This is a genomic window from Brevibacterium sp., from assembly GCF_031179145.1.
In the GTDB taxonomy this organism is placed as follows: Bacteria; Actinomycetota; Actinomycetes; order Actinomycetales; family Brevibacteriaceae; genus Brevibacterium.
Map to the genome: position 1 here is coordinate 1 of NZ_JAPSIB010000015.1, position 18,415 is coordinate 18,415.

Genomic DNA, 18,415 nt, shown 5'->3' on the forward strand with positions numbered 1-18,415 from the left:
AGCGTCATAATGCTGCTGTGATGTGTCTGGCCAGGCGTCGGCTCAATGTCATGTTCGCGATGGTCAAGCACGGGGTCTTCTACGAGGCGAAGACCCCGGCTGCTGCTTGACAATGAATGTAACGGGCTCATCTCCGCAGGCGCGGAGCGGACGTTGCCTGCATCGTCGACGGCTTTGCGGGCGAGGGCTCATCTCCGCAGGCGCGGAGCGGACGGTCTTGTCGCAGGCGAATCCGTGCCGGTGCGGGGCTCATCTCCGCAGGCGCGGAGCGGACTAGATGGTGTCCGTGAGGTACTGGCCGACGATGGGCTCATCTCCGCAGGCGCGGAGCGGACGCCCACAACACCCAGCCGAAGCTGGTCGCGGCGGGCTCATCTCCGCAGGCGCGGAGCGGACTACTACAAGGGTCCGTTTGGTGCAGTGCCGATGGGCTCATCTCCGCAGGCGCGGAGCGGACCGCTGTCGCGGGTGCGGCCGACCAGTGTGTGCGGGCTCATCTCCGCAGGCGCGGAGCGGACTCTCCGGTGAAGCGGATACCTGCCACCCTGACGGGCTCATCTCCGCAGGCGCGGAGCGGACATGCCGAGGAAACTCGCGCCCGGAGCTGCATCGGGCTCATCTCCGCAGGCGCGGAGCGGACACACCCACGAATCCAAAGCCCGAGAACTCGGTGGGCTCATCTCCGCAGGCGCGGAGCGGACACGAAAAGGGGGCCAACCCGCGCGAACGTGGTGGGCTCATCTCCGCAGGCGCGGAGCGGACACCATGCCGCTCGACACCAGCCAGTCCCACAAGGGCTCATCTCCGCAGGCGCGGAGCGGACCCTATGGGTCTCTTTGGCATTCTAGGCACAGCCGGCTCATCTCCGCAGGCGCGGAGCGGACGGAGCACCCGTACCAGTACAGCGGCGTTGAGCGGGCTCATCTCCGCAGGCGCGGAGCGGACCTCGCCCCGGCGGGGTCGACGGAGGACGGACAGGGCTCATCTCCGCAGGCGCGGAGCGGACAGACCCGCCGCCTCCCGGGCAGTGTTGAACCAGGGCTCATCTCCGCAGGCGCGGAGCGGACCGAGTGGGCGGTGGGACGGTCCAATAGGCGGAGGGCTCATCTCCGCAGGCGCGGAGCGGACGTACGCCGTGATCGTTGTGACCCCAGTCAACGGGGCTCATCTCCGCAGGCGCGGAGCGGACATCACGTTGACCGGCACGAACGCCCACCCGGTGGGCTCATCTCCGCAGGCGCGGAGCGGACCAACGACGACGACCCTGCGCTGACAGGTGCCGCGGGCTCATCTCCGCAGGCGCGGAGCGGACGTACGCCGTGATCGTTGTGACCCCAGTCAAGGGGGCTCATCTCCGCAGGCGCGGAGCGGACAGCGATGGCTGCGCCGGCGACGAGGAAGCCGAGGGCTCATCTCCGCAGGCGCGGAGCGGACGAGAGGTGCCGTACTCGCTAAACGATCCGACCGGGCTCATCTCCGCAGGCGCGGAGCGGACCTGTTGGCGCGTGTTCATTTTCTCTGAGGTGCGGGCTCATCTCCGCAGGCGCGGAGCGGACCCCATGTGTGATTGGACTGCATGGTCGGTGAGGGGCTCATCTCCGCAGGCGCGGAGCGGACCGCGTCACCGCCACACGCGAGACCGACGCCGGGGGCTCATCTCCGCAGGCGCGGAGCGGACTTTTCAGTTCCCCTTGGTCTTGTGATTGATGAGGGCTCATCTCCGCAGGCGCGGAGCGGACCATCCTCGAAGGCGCTCGCCTCACCGCTGCGGGGGCTCATCTCCGCAGGCGCGGAGCGGACACAGCCTCGTTGTCGGTGGCCGCGTTCTCCGAGGGCTCATCTCCGCAGGCGCGGAGCGGACGTCCGCGTGAAGGACCAGGAAACCGGCCACGAGGGCTCATCTCCGCAGGCGCGGAGCGGACCCGGTGATGCGCCGGTCTATCCCACATGGGTTGGGCTCATCTCCGCAGGCGCGGAGCGGACTCACCGTCGAAGCCTGACGGTGAGTTGTGGGAGGGCTCATCTCCGCAGGCGCGGAGCGGACGATGGATTTGGCGGCTTCCTGGAGGCGTTTCCGGGCTCATCTCCGCAGGCGCGGAGCGGACGTCTCTGTTGGTGAGCATGCCGGTGCGGGCCTGGGCTCATCTCCGCAGGCGCGGAGCGGACACTTGCTGACCTGGGGCGGTATCAGCAAGTTTGGTCAGTCTCGTACGGTTTGTGCCGGTTGGTCGGTCACTAATACCGAACTCAATCTTCGACCGCTGGAGTGTTATTCGCTGACCCTCAGCTCCCCCGCTTCACCCAGTCTTCGAGGTTCGGCTTCTCAGCGCCGATCGACGTCGCGTCACCGTGACCGGTGAGGACCACTGTCGCCTCGGGCAGCTTGAACAGGACGTTCTGGATCGACTCGATGATCGTCTCGAAGCTCGAGTACGACCGTCCTGTCGCTCCAGGGCCACCGTTGAACAGCGTGTCGCCGGAGAACAACACCGGTCCGACCGCGGAGCCTGCACCGGCAGAGTCTGGCACCGGAAGACCGGTTTCGATGAAGAAGCACGTCGAGCCGGGGGAATGGCCCGGTGTATGCAGAGCTTTCAGCCGCACACTGTCGATGCTCCACATGTCACCATCGGCGATGTCTTTGTCGGGCTGGTAGTCCTCGTAGGTCATGTCCCACAGAACGCGGTCCTCGGGGTTGAGGTGGACTGGAGGATTGCCCACTCGGTGAGCGAACTCCCTCACTGCTGCGACATGGTCATTATGCCCATGCGTGAGCAGGATCGCCTTGACGTCGCGACCATTGACCGCCTCGGCGATGGCCTCGGGGTCATGAGCCGGGTCGATGACGATGACCTCGGACTCGTTGCCGACGATCCACACATTGTTGTCAACGTCCCAGGTCCCACCATCAAGGGAGAACGTGCCCTTGGTGACCAGGTGCTCGATTCCAGCAGCCATCAGAACTCCACCACCGATCGCAGAACTTCACCGCGTCCCATCTTCTCGAATGCCTCCTCGACGTCTCCGATTCCGATTCGCTCCGACACGAACTTCTCCAGTGGCAGGCGACCCTGCTTGTACAGGTCAACGAGCATGGGGAAGTCACGCGCGGGCAGGCAGTCACCATACCAGGAGGACTTGAGGCTGCCACCCCGGCCGAACACGTCGAGCAACGGAACACTGAGCTCCATCTCCGGAGTCGGGACACCGACGAGAACCACGGTGCCGGCGAGGTCGCGGCCGTAGAAGGCCTGACGCCAGGTCTCGGGCCGGCCCACCGCGTCGATGACGACGTCGGCGCCGAAACCGCCGGTGAGCTCCTGGATCGCTGCGACGACTCCGTCCTCGTCCAGACCCCGCGAGTTGACAGTGTGAGTGGCGCCGAGATCCTTGGCCCACTCGAGCTTCTTGTCGTCGAGGTCGACGGCGATGATCGTTCCGGCACCGGCCAGGGCAGCACCGGCGATCGCCGCGCATCCCACACCGCCGCAGCCGATGACTGCGACGGACTTGCCGCGGGTGACCTCGCCGGTGTTGATCGCAGCACCGATGCCAGCCATGATTCCGCAGCCGAGCAGACCCACGACAGCAGGATCCGCCTCGTCGACCTTGGTGCACTGTCCTGCGGCGACCAGCGTCTTCTCTGCGAACGAACCGATCCCGAGTGCCGGTGTCAGCTCGGTGCCATCCTCCAGGGTCATCTTCTGAGAGGCATTGTGCGTGGCGAAGCAGTACCACGGCTCGCCGCGCTTGCACGCCCGGCAGTCACCGCAGATGGCGCGCCAGTTGAGGATGACGAAATCGCCGACCTCGACGTTGGTCACGCCCTCGCCGACCTCTGAGACGACGCCAGCCGACTCGTGGCCGAGAAGGAATGGGTAGTCATCGCTGATCCCGCCCTCGCGGTAGTGGAAGTCCGTATGGCAGACACCGCACGACTTCACGTCGACGACGACTTCACCCGGTCCGGGGTCGGGGATGACGATGTCGGTGAGTTCCACCGGCGCACCCTTGCTCCGGGAGATGACACCCTTGACAGTCTGTGGCATTGCGTCTCCTTGTCTGTAGTGATCAGTGTTGGCCGAAGCCATTCGCGTTCATGCATGTGATTACACCCCCACCCTAACCACACCGTGAGAGCGCGACCACCGGGTGTCCGCTTGGTGAGTCGAACGGTGTTTGAACACCCTCAGCGCTGCCCGCTGAACGGCAGAGAAGAAGCCCGGATGGCATCGTCGATACGACAACGGCATCCGGGCTTCAGCTCGGTCTCCCGAACTCACGATTCGCGTGTTCGAGCCGGTCAGGTCACTCCATGTCGGGGTGCTTGCGCAGGTGCACGATCGCAGCGGCGAGGCCGCCCCAGACGGTGACCATGGCGACGATCATCATGATGATTGCTGGTGCTTCCATCACTTGTCTCCTTTGAGTTCTTCATGGACTGAGTCGGCGACCGAGGCATCGGTCTCGTCTAGGGTCTTCTGCGGCCATTTGAGCAGCGACAGCACGATGGCGATGACGATGAGCAGGGCGATCATGCCCCAGCCGAAGACGCCGGTGAGCAGCGGTGGGTAGTCTTCGTAGCCCTCGGTGGCGAAGGTGATGATCTGAGTGATGAGCATGTAGGCGAGCACCACGGCAGTGACGCCGCCGAGGACGATCATCCAGAACCAGCCCACTTTGAAGCTCGACACTGCGTTGAGGTGATCGCGCAGCAGCGGCAGCTTCCGGGCGAACCAGCCGACCACGATGAGACCGACCACTGCAGCGCCGACGATGCCGATGTTGTTGGCCCAGGCGTCGACCGTGTCGAGCACATAGAGGCCGGTCACGGTCGGCATGAGCAGGATCGAGATGAGAGCCATGGTGCCGCCGACCAGCCAGGTCGACGCCTTGTTGCCCACCCCGAATTTCTCCCGCAGCGCCTGGATCGGAACCTGCACGATGGAGATCAACGAGGTGAGGCCGGCGAAGACGAGACAGGCGAAGAAGGCGAAGCCGAACAGACCACCACCGGGCATCTCGGAGATGAGGGTCGGGAATCCGACGAAGGCCAGACCGATGCCGCTCGATGCGACCTCGGAGACCTCGGTGCCCTGAGCGCTCGCCATGAAGCCGAGCGCGGCGAAGACGCCGATGCCGGCCAGGATCTCGAATCCGGAGTTCGAGAAGGCGACGACCAGCCCGGACCCGGTGAGGTTCGTCTTCCGCTTGAGGTAGGACGCGTAGGTGATCATGATGCCGAACGCGATCGACAGCGAGAAGAAGATCTGACCGTAGGCCGCGATCCACACCTTCGGATCCGCCAATGCGGCGAAGTCGGGAGTGAAGAGCGCGTTGAGGCCCTGGGCCGCACCCGGGAGGAACAGTGCCCGGATGACCAGGATCAGGAACAGGATGATGAGCGCAGGGATGAAGATCTTCGAGAAACGGGCGATGCCGTTCTGGACACCCAGAAGCAGGATTCCCAGTGTGACGACCCAGACCAGGATGACCGGGATGAGGACGCCGGGCACGAACTGGAGCGAGACCCCCGGGTCGCCGAGCTGGAGGAATTCGCCGAAGAGGAATCCTTCGGCGTCATCGCCCCAGGCCTGGTTGAGCGAGAAGAACATGTAGCAGCCGGCCCACGCGATGATGGCGGCGTAGTAGATGCCGATGACGAAGGCGACACCTGTCTGGAACCAGCCGATGGGCTCAGCGACCTTCGTCGCCATCCGGAACGCCAGGGGAGCCGAACCGCGTGCGCGGTGACCGAGGGCGTAGTCGAAGAACAGCAGCGGGATGCCCGCGGTCAGAAGAGCGACCAGATAAGGGATGAGGAAGGCGCCGCCGCCGTTTTCGTAGGTCACGTACGGGAAGCGCCAGATGTTGCCGAGGCCGACTGCCGAGCCGATGGCTGCGAAGATGAACGCGCCGCGGGTGGCGAAGACCTCCCTCTGGGGTGATGCGGTGGTAGACATGATGTCCTTTCATTTCTCAACCACATTGTTGTGAGGCTGAACTTCGGTTCCGGGTCCTCGTGGGATCACCTCGCCGACTTGTTCGTTGATCGTTTGCCGGAGGGTCTCCCCAGTTCAGCGACCATCAGTCCCAAGGACCGGGAACTACCATACTGTGAACCCTAAGGGAAACGCAGGTCGGCTTCCGGGGGAGCGAGTAACGTTCTCATATCAAAATCCGGACAAGGGCATCCCATCGGTGCGGAGACCACGCCGAGGAGCCGCCACGTCGATCCCCATACCACTTCCGTGCTCTCCGCACCGCCACCGCGATCGCCTCCGATCGGATTCTCCCCGCACCCCCGTTAGACTTGTCCGTGTGACTATCGCTCTCTACAACACCGCCAGCCGCACAACGGAAGAACTGCGCCCCGTCGAGGACGGACACGTCGGGATCTACGTCTGTGGCGCCACGGTGCAGGGCGAACCGCACATCGGGCATCTGCGTTCGGCCTCGGTCTTCGACCAGCTGCGCCGCTGGCTGCTCTACCGCGGCTACTCGGTCACCCTGATCCGCAACGTCACCGACATCGATGACAAGATCCTGTCGAAGTCGGACGAGGCTGGACGCCCCTGGTTCGCCCACGCCTTCATGTACGAGCGCGCCTTCACCGACGCCTATGCGGCTCTCGACGTGCTGCCCCCGAGCTACGAGCCCCGCGCCACCGGCCACATCACCGAGATGATCGAGCTCATCGAGCGTCTCATCGTCGCCGGGCACGCCTACCCCGCCCTCGATGACTGCGGCGATGTGTACTTCGACTCCACCTCGTGGTCCGACTACGGCGAGCTGACCAACCAGCGCATCGACGAGATGGAACCGGCCGGCGACTCCGAACTGCGCGGCAAGAAGGACCCGCGGGACTTCGCGCTGTGGAAGGCGCACAAGTCCGGCGAGCCCGAGACCGCTTCGTGGCCCTCGCCGTGGGGACGGGGCCGGCCCGGCTGGCACATCGAATGCTCGGCCATGTCGATGAAGTACCTGGGGGCGAACTTCGACATCCACGGCGGCGGACTCGACCTCCGCTTCCCCCACCACGAGAACGAACTCGCCCAGGCCCGCGCGGCAGGCGATAGGTTCGCCAACATCTGGATGCACTCCGGACTGCTCAACGTCGGTGGGGACAAGATGTCGAAGTCGCTCGGCAACTCCGTGTTCGCCTCCGACCTCTTCGCCCGCTTCAGTCCGCTGGCCGTGCGCTACTTCCTCACCAGCGCCGGCTACCGCTCGATCCTCGAATTCTCCGCCGAGGCGATGGAGCGTCAGACCGCCTCGCTCGACCGCCTGGCCAACTTCCTCGATCGCGCCCGGCAGGCCCTCGGGGACGACGCCCCGGCCCTGCCGAACGTGCACTCCGGCTACGCCGACCGCAGCGTCGACGTGCCCGAGGAGTTCGCCGCAGCACTCGACGACGACCTCGGCGTGCCCCGTGCCCTGTCCGTCGTCTTCGCCACGGTCACCGAGGGCGCCAAGCTCCTCGACTCCGCATCCGATCGGGACCGGTTGGGTCGGATCGTCGCCGAGGTGGAGCTGATGCTCGACATCCTCGGGGTCAATCCCAGCGCCGAGGTGTGGGCAAGAGGCGGTGCGGATGCGAAGCTGGAATCGGCCTTGGACGCCCTCGTCGCCGGACTCGCCGAGCAGCGGGCAGCCGCGAAGGCGGAGAAGGACTTCGCGACCGCCGACGCCATCCGCGACACTCTCGCGGCCGCCGGCATCGTCATCGAGGACACGGCGGACGGCTACCGCTACCACCTCAGGGACAACTGACATCTGACCTGCACGGTCAACGGACATCGCACCCCGGCGGCTGAATCGCCGGCGGAGAACTTCGAACGAAGGACACACATGGCTTCCAACTCACGATCCAAGAAGGGCCCGACCAAGGGCTCCGGCGGCAAGAACCGACGCAGCCTGCAGGGACGCGGTCCGACCCCCAAGGCCGAGGACCGCGTCTACCACAAGGCCCACAAAGCCAAGCAGGCGCGCCAGGCCGGCGCCGCCCAGCAGGCGAAGCGGAAGAAGAAGGAGCACGGCCCGAACATGGTCGCCGGCCGCAACTCCGTGCTCGAAGCGCTGCGTGAGGACGTTCCGGCCACAGCGCTCTACGTCGTCGGTCGGATCGACTCAGACGACCGAGTCCGCGAGTCGATCAAACTGGCCGCCGAACGCGGCATCTCGATGCTCGAGGCCTCCAAGCCCGACCTCGACCGGCTCACCGACGATGCGATCCACCAGGGCATCGCCCTGCAGATCCCGCCGTACGACTACGCCGAGCCGGAGGATCTGCTCGAGTTCGCCTCCGAGCGCGCGGAGGCCCCGCTGCTCGTCGCCCTCGACGGCATCACCGACCCGCGGAACCTCGGCGCGATCGTCCGGTCCGTCGCGGCCTTCGGCGGTCACGGTGTCATCATCCCCGAACGCCGCGCCGCCTCGATGACGGCCGCGGCCTGGAAGACCTCCGCCGGAGCCGCTGCCCGGGTCCGCGTCGCGCAGGTCGTCAACCTCGCCCGCGCCATCGATGAGCTGAAGAAGCAGAACGTGTTCGTCGTCGGCCTCGACATGGACGGCGACGTCGAACTGCCGGAGCTCACCTTCAGCCGCGATCCCCTGTGCATCGTCGTCGGCTCCGAGGGCAAGGGAATCTCTCGTCTCATCGCCGACAAGTGCGACCAGATCGTGTCGATCCCGATCGCCGCGACCACGGAGTCCCTCAACGCCGGCATCGCCGCAGCGGTCTCGCTCTACGAAGTGGCCCGCGCCCGCCGCGGCTGACTCCCGGCCGCCTGAAACTGTGTCCGGTCTCCTCACTTGAGGTGTCCGGACCGCCGAGGCGGTCCTCAGGCCTCGATGCTCGTGCGGTAGTCCGCCTCGGTGAGGCCGCCGACGCGGGAGTGGCGGCGGCTGTAGGTGAGATAGATGACGGCTCCGACGAGCATCCACAGTCCGAAGACCGCCCAGGTCACCCCGCCGAGGTTGATCATCAGGAACGCGCACGCCAGGGACCCCAGCGCCGGCAGGACCGGGCCGAACGGGACCCGGAACGAGCGCGGCAGATCCGGGCGGCGGACCTTGAGGCAGATGACGGCGACGTTGACGAGGCAGAACGCGAACAGGGTGCCGATGCTCGTGGCGTTCGCGAGCTCCCCGAGCGGGATGAAGGCCGCCGTGATCGCCACGAGCACGCCGACGATGAGCGTGCCCACGAGCGGCGTTCCCGTGCGCAGGGACACGCGCCCGAAGACGCGGGGGACCATGCCGTCGCGGGCCATGGTGAGCAGGATGCGTGACTGGCCGTAGAGGACGGTGATGACGACCGAGAGGATCGCCAGCACCGCTGAGACGGCGAAGAGGAGGACCGCGACGTCCGAGCGGGTGATCTCATGGACGATCTGGACCAGCGGCGCGGTGGTGGACTCCAGACCGAACCACTCCCACTGCCTGGCGCCGATGGCGGCGATCGCCACAAGGACATACATCGTCGTGACGATGAGCATCGAGGCGATGATCGCCCGCGGCAGGTCCCGCTTCGGATTCTTCGCCTCCTCGCCGGCGGTCGAAGCCGCATCGAAGCCGATGTAGGAGAAGAAGACGCTCGAGGCGGCGGCGCTGACCCCGGCCGCCCCCATCGGCAGCAGGGGAGTGAAGTTGCCGGCCCGGAACGCGGTGAAGGCGACGAGGCAGAAGAAGATGAGGATGCCGATCTTGACGAACACGATGATCGTGTTGACGACTCCCGACTCCCAGGCGCCGCGCATGAGCAGCAGAGTGGCCAGGACGACCACGATGAGGGCGGAGAGGTTGATGACTCCGCCGTCGGCGCCAGGGCCGGTCGTCAGCGAGGGCGGGAGCTCGAGGCCGAAGATCCGCAGGGTCTCGTTGACGTAGTCGGCGGCGCCGACGGCCACCGCGGCCACGGACACCGCGTACTCGAGGACGAGGCACCAGCCGCACACCCAGGCCGCGCCTTCGCCCAGAGTGGCATACGAGTACGAATAGCTCGACCCGGACACCGGCACCATGCCCGCCATCTCCGCGTAGCTCAGCGCCGACAGCAGGGCGGTCGCACCGGCGAGGATGAAGGCGATCCAGACCGCAGGTCCCGCCACCGGGACGGCTTCGCCGAGGATGACGAGGATGCCGGTCCCCAATGTAGCGCCGACGCTGATCATCGTCAGCTGGAAGACGCCGAAGGTTCTCCGCAGTCCACCGGTCGCGGAATCGCGGCTGTCCGCGATCATCGTGCCGATCGCCTTCCGGCGGGTCAGCTGCCGCGACAGCGGAGGACGGGAATGCGCCGAGGCGGCAGTCGGGTTGTCGTAGGTGTTTCGTTCAGCCACGACTGCACAGTCTAGACCTGCGGGTCAGCCCGTCACACGTCCGGGGTGAAGCGGCCGTCGTGGGCCATCCAGCCGCCGTCGACGATCTGCGAATGCCCGGTGACATAGGAGGAGGCGTCCGAGGCGAGGAACAGCACGGGCCCGGCGATCTCATGGAGATGACCCCAGCGGCCCAGCGTCGTCTTCTCGGCATAGGCGTTCCACCACTGCTCATCGGCCTTGATCTGCTGAGTGAGCGGGGTGTCGAAGGGTCCGGGCAGGATCGAGTTGACGCGCACGCCCTGCGGTCCGAGCTCGCTGGACAGCGTCTTCGTCAGCTGCACGACACCGGCCTTCGCCGCGGCGTAGATGCCCTGGCCGGGTTCGACGGTCAGCGCCCGGAACGAGGCGAAGGTGATGATCGAGCCGCGACCGCGTTCGGCCATCTCGGCGCCGAAGCCGCGCATCAGCCGATACGTCCCCTTGAGGTTGATGTCGATGACGCGGTCGAACTCCTCGTCGGTGGTGGTGATCAGGCGCTTGCGGACGTTGGCGCCGGGCGTGACCACGAGCACCTCGGCGTCGGGGTGCGCTGCGACGAGGGCGCTGACCGACTCGGTGTCGGTGATGTCGACCTCGACGGCCTCGGCCTGCGGACCCGAAGAGGCACTGTGCCCACCGGGGGTGCGGGTGCCGATGATCTGCACGGTCGCCTCGGCGCCGGAGAGGTTGAGATCGGCGGCGATGACACGGGCACCGGCATCGGCGAGACCGATCGCGCTGGCCTGCCCGAGGCCGGAACCGGCGCCGACGACGACGGCGGTGCGGCCGCTGAGGTCGAACAGGGACGGGATCGAGGGGTTGGCCTCGTTCGAGGGTGCGGTCTGGCCTGACGAGTGATCCTGCGACATCGGCGGTCCTTGCTCTTCGAAGGGCGGGAGGTGGTGCGAAAGCATGGTGCGGGTGACATTCAACCTATCAGGACATCAGAACTGCCTGCTGTCGACGTAGCGGGACTCGTCGGGGAGGTTCGCGAGGTCGTCCATGATGAAGTAGGCGATCGCTTCGCGGATCGGGATGTCGCGCTGCCGGGCGCGGGACATGACGCGCCGGTGCTCGGCGAACTCGTAGAAGATCTGCGCCGGCTCGAGCTTGTGGGTGAGGCTGTTGGGAATGGCGTCGATGAGCGGTTTGTAGACCTCGGCCAGCCAGATGCGGGCGCCCTCGTCCTCGCTGAGCTCGACCGGGGACCCGGCTGAACCGTGAGCGCCGCCGAATCCATGAGCGCCCGCGGAATCCCGGTGGGGGTCCTGCTCACCGCCATGATCATGATGCAGGCGGGTACCGCCGGAGACAGCGGAGGACCGGTAGGCGTCGAGGTCGTTGAGCATCGCCCGCGCCTGGTTCTCGTTCGCCCCGATCCCCGTCAGACGCAGGAGCCTGCGCGAATGGTGGTTGGGTTCGACGACCTTCGGCTCCACCAGCAGGCTGACCCCGTCGACGTCGGTGGTGACGGTGAGCTCGCCGAGGTCGAAGCCGAGGTCGTTGAGCCGCCGGATCCGCTCGTCGATGCGCCAGCGCTCATTGATGGAGAACTCCTCGACCCGGGTCAGCTCCGCCCACAGGCCGTTGTAGGCCTCGAGCAGTCGATCACTGGCCGCGAGCGGGTCGACGCCCGGATCGATGATGCCGCCTGCCTGCAGGTCGAGGAAGTCCCCCGCGATGTTCGTCCGCGCGATCCGCAGGTCCATCTCCCGCTGCCCGGTCGAGAGCTGATCGTGGAGCTCTCCCGTCTCCGCATCGACGACGTAGGCGGCATAGGCGTCGGCGTCGCGGCGGAACAACGTGTTCGACAGCGAGACGTCGCCCCAGTAGAACCCGACGAGGTGGAGTCTGGCGAGCAGGACGGCGAGGGCGTCGACGAGGCGGCCGGCCGTGTCCTCGGCCAGCGATCGGGAGAACAGCGCCCGGTAGGGCAGGGAGAAGTCGAGGTAGGCGGTGAGCAGCGCCCCCGGCAGGGGCTGCCCGGATTCCGTCGTCCGGTCCGTGACGATGGCACGGGGTTCGACCGTGGGCACGTCGAGGTTGCCGAGCACACCGAGGATGTCGAACTCACGCAGCGCCCGATGCTCGTCGGTCTCCTTGATCGCGAGCACCTCGTCGCCGATCTCGACGAAGCGGACCACGTGGCGGGAGATGCCGCGGGGGAGCCCGCCGAGGAACTGTTCAGGCCAGTCCTTGAGCGGCAGATGCCACGGCAGCTTCTCGATCGCCGAGTGATCGGCGCGGTACACCGCGTGGATCGATGGTGCGGGCACCGCTCAGAGGTCCACGTCCGAGCTCGAGGCGACGAGCGCCTCGGCGACCTCGGTCTTCTCCACCCCGATCAGGTGGCCGTTCTCGAGGTAGGCGATGCGGTCCCCGAGGACCTTCGCGTCCTCGAGGTTCGCGGTCGCGTACAGGGTGGTCAGCTTGAACTCCTGTTGGAGGTCCTTGACGAGCTTGAGGGTCTCGGCCTGGTCCTCGGGCACGAGGTTGACCACCGGCTCGTCCATGATGAGCACCTTGGGCTGGCGGACGACGGCGCGGGCGAGGGCGATCGTCTGCCGCTGCAGCTGAGAGAGGTCCCCGGGCTTGGCGTCGAGGATGTCGATGAGCCCGATCTTCGAGGTCACGGATTCGACGCGGGCCTGGATCTCCTTGGCGGGCAGTCCGTCGACGCGCAGCGCGAAGCCGAGGTTGTCGCGCACGCTCATGTGCGGGTAGAGGGCGTAGCTCTCCAACGCCAGGGTCACATCGCGGTCGTTGACGGCGGCGGCGGTGACGTCGATGCCGTCGATGAGGATCGAACCGGTCTTCGGCCTCTCGAGTCCGTGGAGCATCCGCAGGATCGTCGACTTGCCCGAACCTGTCGGTCCGTAGAGGACGAGGAACTCCCCGTCGTCGATGAACAGGCTGAAGGGATGGACCGAGGGTGAGACGGTGTTCTCATACGTGTGACTGAGGCCATTCAACGACACTGTTGACATTGTTCCTCCTAGATAAGTCATAAGTCATGAGCAGCTGGTCGTCGGTGACCTGGCGGGGATGCTCAGTCCCATCAATCCTATGCGGTCGCACTGTCGGAGCGCGCCCCGATGAGGCGAAGGCAGGGGTGATTCTCAGCACTGTGACAGCCCCGGGACAGGCCAGCGACACCTGCCGGTCAGGCTGTGTTGGCCAGTAGACTCTGGGATATGAAGGTCACGCTCGACGAGGTTGCCGCCCGGGCAGGAGTGTCCCTGGCGACCGTGTCCCGGGTTCTGGGCAAGCGCGGCAGCGTCGCCGAGGCGACCCGAGCGAAGGTCTTCACCGCGATGGATGAGCTCGGCTATTCCCGTTCGACGCTGCTGCAGGCCGCGCCGAGGCGATTGGTCGCCGTCAGCGCCCCCGGAAACCCCGAGTACTGGCAGGTTCAGGTCTGCACCCGGGTGGCCACCGCCCTGCAGGACCGCGGACTGCTCATCACCCGCCCGCCGGTGGAGACCGAGACCGGCCCGCTCGATGTCGCCATCGCCGCGGGGGCGGTCGCGCTCGTGACTCCGACCCTGACCAGCCTCGGCACCGACATTCCCTGCATCAGGGTCGACGAGCAGTCGGCGGGGACCGCGGGGGACGGCGCCGGCGACGTCATCGCCGCGCGCCTTGACCTCGGCGGGGGGATGACGACTGCGTTCGAGCACCTGCGGGCGATCGGCCACCGCCGGATCGGGCTGATCTGCAATGACAGCGGTGAGCTGGCTGTGCAGCTGATCAAGCGGTTCCGCGCCGACCACCCGGCGAAGTCGTTCGGTCTCAACCTCGACGACTGGATCGCACCGGTGCCCAAATCCTTCTCCGGCGGATCGCGGGCAGCCCTCGAGCTCAAGGACGCCACCTGCACGGCCGTGATCGTCCAGTCGCAGCTGCAGCTGCACGGCGCGCTCCACGGCCTGCGCAGCCGGCACCTGCAGGTGCCGCGCGACATGTCGGTCGTCGGGTTCGGCGATTCCCCGACGATGCGGTTCACGGGGCCTCCGGCCACGGTTCTCGGCCTCGACCTCGACGGCCTGTCCCAGGCTCTCGTCGAGGCGACCCTGAGCACGCTGAAGATGTCGGGTGAGTCGCTGAAGTCCGTGCCGCCGGTGTTCCGTCCCCGTCTCTACGCCCGCGCCTCGACGACGGCGGCCCGGCAATGAGCGCCGAGGTGAATGCGCGGCTGCGCAACCACAGGCACGTCAAGCTCGGGGACATCGCCGCACTCGCCGCGGTGTCGAAGGCGACGGCCTCGCGGGCGCTGCGCGACCCCGGATCGGTCTCCGCGGCCTCCCTGGCCAAGGTCCGCCGGGCGCTGGCGATCCTCGGCGTCGAGACGGAGACGGCGACGGCACAGGAGGTGCCGATGATCGCCCTGATCCGCCCCTCGGTGCCCTCGGGCAACGTCGACCCCTACGATCGGCTGTTCCAGATGCTCACCGACCGGATCTTCGCCCAGCGGGTCGCCGCCGTGCACGTCGAGGCGATCTCGACCCAGGTCGACGCCCTGACCCAGTCGCTGACCGGAGCCGACGGGGCCGGGCCGCGCGTGCAGGGGGCGATCGTCCTCGGCGGAGGAGCGGCAGGTGAGCTTGCCGTGAAGCTGCAGGAGTTCACCCTCCCGCTGCTCAGGGTCTCCAACGCCCGGCATTCCGACGGGATCGCGCGCATCGTCCTCGACGCCGCCGACGGCATCGCCACCGCAGTCCAGCACCTCGTCCACCTGGGGCATCGCCAGATCGGGCTCGCGGTCCTCCGCGACACCGCCGCCGCGGGACGCATCGCGGCTTTCCGGAAGTCCATGGCGAGCATCCTCCACATCCCGGCCACCCGCGACCAGGCCCCCATCGTCGAGGCGACGGGAGGGGCGATGGCCGGCGTCGCCGCAGCCGAGGAGCTCCTCGGCACCCGCTGCTCGGCGGTGATCGCGTGCGCACCGTCCCTGTCGTTCGGCGTCCTCGAGGCGGCGTCGCGCGCTCGCCTCAGCGTGCCCCGCGACCTGTCGCTGCTCACCGTCGGTGACATGCCCGACGCCGACGTCATCGCCCCGCCCCTGTCCCAGGTCAGCTACGACTGGGAGACCGTGGCGGAGTCCGCCCTCGCCGAGGTGATGACGATGATCGCCCACCCCGCGCAGGCGACCCGGATCGACTACTCCGTCACCCCGGACCTGGTGCTGCGGGCCAGCGCGATGCCGCCGCAGCGGCGGTGAGGATCAGCCCTGCCGGCCATCAGCCCTGCTGCTCGCGGCGGCGGTCGACGGTGAGGATCAGCCCTGCTGCCGGCGGCGGTCGGCGGCCAGACGCTGCAGGAGCTCGGCCACGGCCTCGGGGTCGGCGATGCGCAGGTTCGCGCGGGTGGGGGCGGAGCCGACCTTGATGCAGATGCTGCCGGGCACGGTTTCGAGCTGGGCGAAAGCGTCCTCGTCGGTGACATCGTCGCCGAGGTAGACGGTTGTCGTGGGGGAGAACGCCTCGACGAGGATGTGCATGCCGTCGCCCTTGGTGGCGCGTTTGACGGAGAGCTCGACGATGTCGTGGCCTTCGATGACGCGGATGCCGGGATGTTCGTTCTGCACCTGCACGACATGTTCGTGGAGGTCGGAGGCGAAGCGCTGATCGAGGCCGCGGGTGTGCACGGTGCGGGCGAACGGCTTGTGCTCGACCCGGATCTCCATGTCGCTGTGCTCGGGCATCGTGTGTTCGAAGGCGTCGATGTGGGAGTCGATCGCCTTGAGCATCGCCTGCTCGGAGGAGGTGAGCATCGGCGGATCCTGAACGGCGGCGGGAGCCGGGCCGGCAGTGTCCGGTGCGCCCACCTCGGCGCCGGCGACCGAATCGCCGCCGATCGGGGAGACCACGTCGCCCTCGGGGCCGAAGTCCACCTCGGCGCCGTGCGAGCCGACCACCCACACGCCGGGGGGCGGATCGGCCAGCTGCCGCAGGGTCGCCGCGTCCCGGCCGGAGACCAGGGCCACTCGGGTGCCGGGGATCCGGCTGAGCTCGGCGATCGCGCCGGCGGAGCCGTCGAGCATCCGGCTCGTCGCCGGGTCGTCCTGCAGGGGTGCGAGCACACCGTCGAAGTCGAGGCCGATGAGAACGCGGTCAGCAGTCGTCAGTGGACGCAGGTCGATGTCGGCCGCCGCAGTCAGGGCTGGTGTCAAGGAACCCACTCCTATCCTTCCGACGAGAGCGACGAACCCGAAGCGCTCAGCGAGGCCGACTGGCCGCCGGCGGGGACGGAGCCGCTGAAATTCGCCTGGGACTCCGCCGGGGACGTCGGATCAGCGGGCGCCGTAGCGCCCAAGGGCACGTTCGGTCCTGAGGTCGACGGGGTGACCGGTGGGGTGACGCCGGAAGCCTTCGCGGCGTCGAGCTCATCGCTTGGGCCCATCGTCGCCGGTTCCGCAGTCTCGGGGACCGCCTCGGCGATGGAGGATGACGACTCGGTGGACGCCGACGCCTTGCTCGTGGGATCGATGACGGGGGCCGACGGCTCCTGGTCCGGCTCCTGCGCCGAGGACCCGCCGGAGAACGTGGTCTCGGGGCTGCTGCGGATCGACTCCAGCTCGGTGAGGAACTTCTTCGACCACACGCTGACGGTGTCGGAGGCGACCTTCTTGCGCATCTGCCGCATCCGGCGCCGCTGCGTCTTCGAATCCATGTGCACCGCGTCGAGGATGCCCGCCTTGAGATCGGCGATGTCGTGCGGATTGACCATGACGGCTCCGCGCAGCTGCTCGGCGGCGCCGGTGAACTCGGAGAGCACGAGGACCCCGTCCTCCTCGGTGCGGCAGGCGACGTACTCCTTGGCGACGAGGTTCATCCCATCCCGGAGCGCGGTGACGAGCATGACGTCGGCGGCGAGGAAGAACGCCGTCATCTCATCGCGGGGATAGGAGTGGTGGAGGTAGTAGACGGCGATCGAGCCCACGTCCTCCTGTTCTCCGTTGATGCGCCCGACGGCGAGCTCGACGTCATGGCGGATGATCTTGTACTGCTCGAGGCGTTCGCGGGAGGGGGTGGCGATCTGGATCAGGACGACGTCCTCGACCGAGAGCTTGTGCTCGGCCAGCAGCTCCCCGAAGGCTTTGAGCCTGTGCCGGATGCCCTTCGTGTAGTCCATCCGGTCGACGCCGAGCATGACGACCTTCGGATTGCCGACCTCCTGCCGGATCTGCTTGGCGCGCTCGATGATCTTCGGATCCTTGGCGAGCTCCTCGAGGAAGGGAGTGTCGATGGAGATCGGGAATGCCTCTGCCCGCACGATGTGTGCGGGCAGCTGATCGGTGGCGGGGACCGCGACGGTGGATCCCTTGGTCATGTAGTTGAGTCGGCCGCGCACTGCGCGCCGGAAGTTCGCGGCGTCGGCCGGACGTTGGAATCCGACGAGATCCGCGCCGAGGAGGCCCTTGAGGATCTGGTCGCGCCAGGGCAGCTGCGCGAAGAGTTCGAAGGGAGGGAAGGGGATGTGGTTGAAGAAGCCGATCGCCAGGTCCGGGCGTCGCTCACGAACCATCTGCGGCACGAGCTGGAGCTGATAGTCGTGAACCCATACGGTTGCGCCCTCGGCCGCCACCTCGGCGACTCTCTGCGCGAAGCGCTCATTGACGTGGACATACGCCTCCCACCACTTGCGGTGGTATTCGGGGTTGACGATGACGTCGTGGTAGAGCGGCCACAGTGTCGCGTTGGAAAATCCTTCGTAATACCTGGACACTTCGGTGCTTGTCAGTGTGACCGGGATCAAATGCATCCCGTCGATCGTGAAGGGGTCGAAGTCGACGTCGGCGACTCCGGTCCACCCGATCCAGGCACCGGCGTGCTCTTTCATCACCGGAGCCACCGCGGTCACCAGACCGCCTGGTGAGGTGCGCCATTCGGAGTCGCTGTCGGTGGTGTCGCGATCGACGGGGAGACGGTTCGCAACGACGACGAATTCGCTGTCGCCGAAGGTGGTGTCTGTGTCGGGCTCGGCAGAGTTGACGGTGTTCATCTGCGCCTCCTCTAGTAATGGTCCTTGAGAGAGAACTCTACTCG

At 67.1% G+C, this 18,415-nt stretch carries 13 protein-coding genes, 1 pseudogene and 1 CRISPR repeat array; of the genes and pseudogenes, 4 read left to right on the top strand and 10 right to left on the bottom strand.

What is annotated here, in order from left to right; all coding sequences use genetic code 11:
- Positions 1–123 precede the first annotated feature (123 nt).
- Positions 124–2,166: a CRISPR direct-repeat array (repeat unit 29 nt; unit sequence GGGCTCATCTCCGCAGGCGCGGAGCGGAC).
- A gap of 117 nt (positions 2,167–2,283) precedes the next feature.
- The 4 genes from RIT73_RS11580 to RIT73_RS11595 form a co-directional block, all read right to left on the bottom strand.
- The gene (locus RIT73_RS11580; protein ID WP_309132235.1) at positions 2,284–2,958 is read right to left on the bottom strand and encodes an MBL fold metallo-hydrolase; all 675 of its coding nucleotides are present in this window, start codon (positions 2,956–2,958) and stop codon (positions 2,284–2,286) included.
- A complete protein-coding gene (locus RIT73_RS11585) occupies positions 2,958–4,049 on the bottom strand; it encodes an S-(hydroxymethyl)mycothiol dehydrogenase (RefSeq protein WP_309132236.1) in 1,092 nt (363 codons plus the stop codon). Before RIT73_RS11585 ends, RIT73_RS11580 begins: the two co-directional genes overlap by 1 nt.
- Before the next feature lie 259 nt (positions 4,050–4,308).
- Positions 4,309–4,413 carry a methionine/alanine import family NSS transporter small subunit gene (locus RIT73_RS11590; protein WP_309132237.1) on the bottom strand — a complete coding sequence of 35 codons (105 nt, stop codon included), beginning with the start codon at positions 4,411–4,413 and terminating at the stop codon, positions 4,309–4,311.
- Positions 4,413–5,963, bottom strand: a complete 1,551-nt coding sequence (locus RIT73_RS11595; RefSeq protein ID WP_309132238.1) for a sodium-dependent transporter — start codon at positions 5,961–5,963, stop codon at positions 4,413–4,415. The genes RIT73_RS11590 and RIT73_RS11595 overlap by 1 nt, the downstream gene beginning before the upstream one ends.
- 358 nt (positions 5,964–6,321) lie before the next feature.
- Between RIT73_RS11595 and cysS the strand changes: the two genes are divergently transcribed.
- Both cysS and rlmB read left to right on the top strand, forming a co-directional pair.
- Positions 6,322–7,773 carry a cysteine--tRNA ligase gene (cysS, locus tag RIT73_RS11600; RefSeq protein WP_309132239.1) on the top strand — a complete coding sequence of 484 codons (1,452 nt, stop codon included), beginning with the start codon at positions 6,322–6,324 and terminating at the stop codon, positions 7,771–7,773.
- Positions 7,774–7,851: 78 nt separating this feature from the next.
- On the top strand, positions 7,852–8,778 hold the full coding sequence (gene rlmB / locus RIT73_RS11605) for a 23S rRNA (guanosine(2251)-2'-O)-methyltransferase RlmB (protein WP_309132240.1): 927 nt from the start codon (positions 7,852–7,854) through the stop codon (positions 8,776–8,778).
- Positions 8,779–8,843: 65 nt separating this feature from the next.
- Here rlmB and RIT73_RS11610 read toward each other — a convergent pair whose 3' ends face one another.
- The 4 genes from RIT73_RS11610 to RIT73_RS11625 all read right to left on the bottom strand — a co-directional run bounded on the left by RIT73_RS11610 (position 8,844) and on the right by RIT73_RS11625 (position 13,351).
- Entirely contained in the window at positions 8,844–10,244 is a 1,401-nt protein-coding gene (locus tag RIT73_RS11610) for an amino acid permease (protein ID WP_309132333.1), read from the bottom strand.
- Positions 10,245–10,375: 131 nt separating this feature from the next.
- Positions 10,376–11,233, bottom strand: a complete 858-nt coding sequence (locus tag RIT73_RS11615; RefSeq protein ID WP_309132241.1) for an SDR family NAD(P)-dependent oxidoreductase — start codon at positions 11,231–11,233, stop codon at positions 10,376–10,378.
- A 75-nt stretch (positions 11,234–11,308) separates the two neighbouring features.
- Positions 11,309–12,640: a DUF4032 domain-containing protein gene (locus RIT73_RS11620; protein ID WP_309132242.1), complete on the bottom strand. Its 1,332-nt coding sequence runs from the start codon at positions 12,638–12,640 to the stop codon at positions 11,309–11,311.
- Between the two features lie 3 nt (positions 12,641–12,643).
- A complete protein-coding gene (locus RIT73_RS11625) occupies positions 12,644–13,351 on the bottom strand; it encodes an ABC transporter ATP-binding protein (RefSeq protein ID WP_309132243.1) in 708 nt (235 codons plus the stop codon).
- A 207-nt stretch (positions 13,352–13,558) separates the two neighbouring features.
- Between RIT73_RS11625 and RIT73_RS11630 the strand changes: the two genes are divergently transcribed.
- Together RIT73_RS11630 and RIT73_RS11635 are read left to right on the top strand one after the other, a co-directional pair.
- On the top strand, positions 13,559–14,539 hold the full coding sequence (locus RIT73_RS11630) for a LacI family DNA-binding transcriptional regulator (RefSeq protein WP_309132244.1): 981 nt from the start codon (positions 13,559–13,561) through the stop codon (positions 14,537–14,539).
- On the top strand, positions 14,536–15,588 hold the full coding sequence (locus tag RIT73_RS11635) for a LacI family DNA-binding transcriptional regulator (RefSeq protein ID WP_309132245.1): 1,053 nt from the start codon (positions 14,536–14,538) through the stop codon (positions 15,586–15,588). The genes RIT73_RS11630 and RIT73_RS11635 overlap by 4 nt, the downstream gene beginning before the upstream one ends.
- Before the next feature lie 57 nt (positions 15,589–15,645).
- Here the strand turns inward: RIT73_RS11635 and RIT73_RS11640 are convergent, their stop codons facing one another.
- Together RIT73_RS11640 and RIT73_RS11645 are read right to left on the bottom strand one after the other, a co-directional pair.
- Positions 15,646–16,539 (bottom strand): trehalose-phosphatase, encoded by an 894-nt coding sequence (locus RIT73_RS11640; protein WP_309132246.1) that lies wholly within the window; start codon positions 16,537–16,539, stop codon positions 15,646–15,648.
- Between the two features lie 389 nt (positions 16,540–16,928).
- A pseudogene (locus tag RIT73_RS11645) lies at positions 16,929–18,371 on the bottom strand (trehalose-6-phosphate synthase); the annotation flags it as partial.
- Positions 18,372–18,415: the final 44 nt, after the last annotated feature.

Coding starts and splice junctions, on each gene's coding strand:
- RIT73_RS11615 (WP_309132241.1), bottom strand. CDS start 11,233: ATGTCGCAGGATCACTCGTCAGGCCAGACCGCACCCTCGAACGAGGCC.
- RIT73_RS11580 (WP_309132235.1), bottom strand. CDS start 2,958: ATGGCTGCTGGAATCGAGCACCTGGTCACCAAGGGCACGTTCTCCCTT.
- RIT73_RS11590 (WP_309132237.1), bottom strand. CDS start 4,413: ATGGAAGCACCAGCAATCATCATGATGATCGTCGCCATGGTCACCGTC.
- RIT73_RS11625 (WP_309132243.1), bottom strand. CDS start 13,351: ATGTCAACAGTGTCGTTGAATGGCCTCAGTCACACGTATGAGAACACC.
- RIT73_RS11610 (WP_309132333.1), bottom strand. CDS start 10,244: ATGATCGCGGACAGCCGCGATTCCGCGACCGGTGGACTGCGGAGAACC.
- rlmB (WP_309132240.1), top strand. CDS start 7,852: ATGGCTTCCAACTCACGATCCAAGAAGGGCCCGACCAAGGGCTCCGGC.
- RIT73_RS11585 (WP_309132236.1), bottom strand. CDS start 4,049: ATGCCACAGACTGTCAAGGGTGTCATCTCCCGGAGCAAGGGTGCGCCG.
- RIT73_RS11595 (WP_309132238.1), bottom strand. CDS start 5,963: ATGTCTACCACCGCATCACCCCAGAGGGAGGTCTTCGCCACCCGCGGC.
- RIT73_RS11630 (WP_309132244.1), top strand. CDS start 13,559: ATGAAGGTCACGCTCGACGAGGTTGCCGCCCGGGCAGGAGTGTCCCTG.
- RIT73_RS11635 (WP_309132245.1), top strand. CDS start 14,536: ATGAGCGCCGAGGTGAATGCGCGGCTGCGCAACCACAGGCACGTCAAG.